Source organism: Streptomyces sp. YS-3 (genome assembly GCF_045257485.1).
Taxonomy (GTDB): domain Bacteria; phylum Actinomycetota; class Actinomycetes; order Streptomycetales; family Streptomycetaceae; genus Streptomyces.
The window spans coordinates 1-778 of the sequence record NZ_JBJHPC010001139.1 but is presented as its reverse complement, the minus strand read 5'-3'; the positions used below and the strand labels follow the sequence as shown (position 1 = coordinate 778).

Sequence of the window (778 nt, the reverse complement as noted above, 5' to 3'; positions counted from 1 at the left end):
GATGTGTATAGGGGACAGGGGTGGGGGTTGCGCGTGGGTCCGGCCGGGCCCATTCCTTATGCTCTCGCTATGACTCTGAGCACCGAACTCGACCCCGAGGACCGCAAGATCATCACCCTGGCGCGCAGCGCCCGGGCCCGCAACGGGGTGGCGGAGGGCGCGGCCGTACGGGACGAGACCGGGCGTACGTACGTCGCCGGGACCGTGGAGCTGGACTCGCTCAAGCTCTCCGCGCTGCGTACGGCGGTCGCGATGGCCGTGGCGAGCGGGGCGAAGTCGCTGGAGGCGGCGGCGGTGGTGACCGAGGCGGGGACGGCCTCGGCGGAGGACCGGGCGGCGGTCCGCGACCTCGGGGGCGCGGCGACGCCGGTGCTGGTGGCGGGGCCGGACGGGGAGCTCCGCGCACGGGTGCAGGCGGGCTGAGCCCCTTTTTGGCCGGGGGTTCGTCTTCGGGTGGTGGTGGGTTGCTCGCGCAGTTCCCCGCGCCCCTTTCAGGCCGGGGGTTCGTCTGCGGGTGGTCTGTGGCTGGTCGCGCAGTTCCCCGCGCCCCTGAAGGGGCCCGGTTTCGTCTGCGGGTTGTGGTGGGTTGCTCGCGCAGTTCCCCGCGCCCCTTGGGTAGACCGCCGGCTCCCGAAAATGTCGCTCAGCCCCCTACCCCCTAGGGGCGCGGGGAACTGCGCGACCAGCCCCCACCGGGCCGCAGACGGACCCCTGGCGTAAAGGAGGGGTGGCTGGAAGTCGGTCGGGGGAGCGGTTGTTTTCGGTCGATGCCGAAGAA

General features: G+C 72.5%; 1 protein-coding gene. It reads left to right on the top strand.

The genetic code is table 11. The annotated features are described in order from the left end of the window. Positions 1-69 precede the first annotated feature (69 nt). On the top strand, positions 70-423 hold the full coding sequence (locus ACJA3G_RS37970; protein WP_406557542.1) for a cytidine deaminase: 354 nt from the start codon (positions 70-72) through the stop codon (positions 421-423). The last annotated feature ends 355 nt before the right edge of the window (positions 424-778 follow it).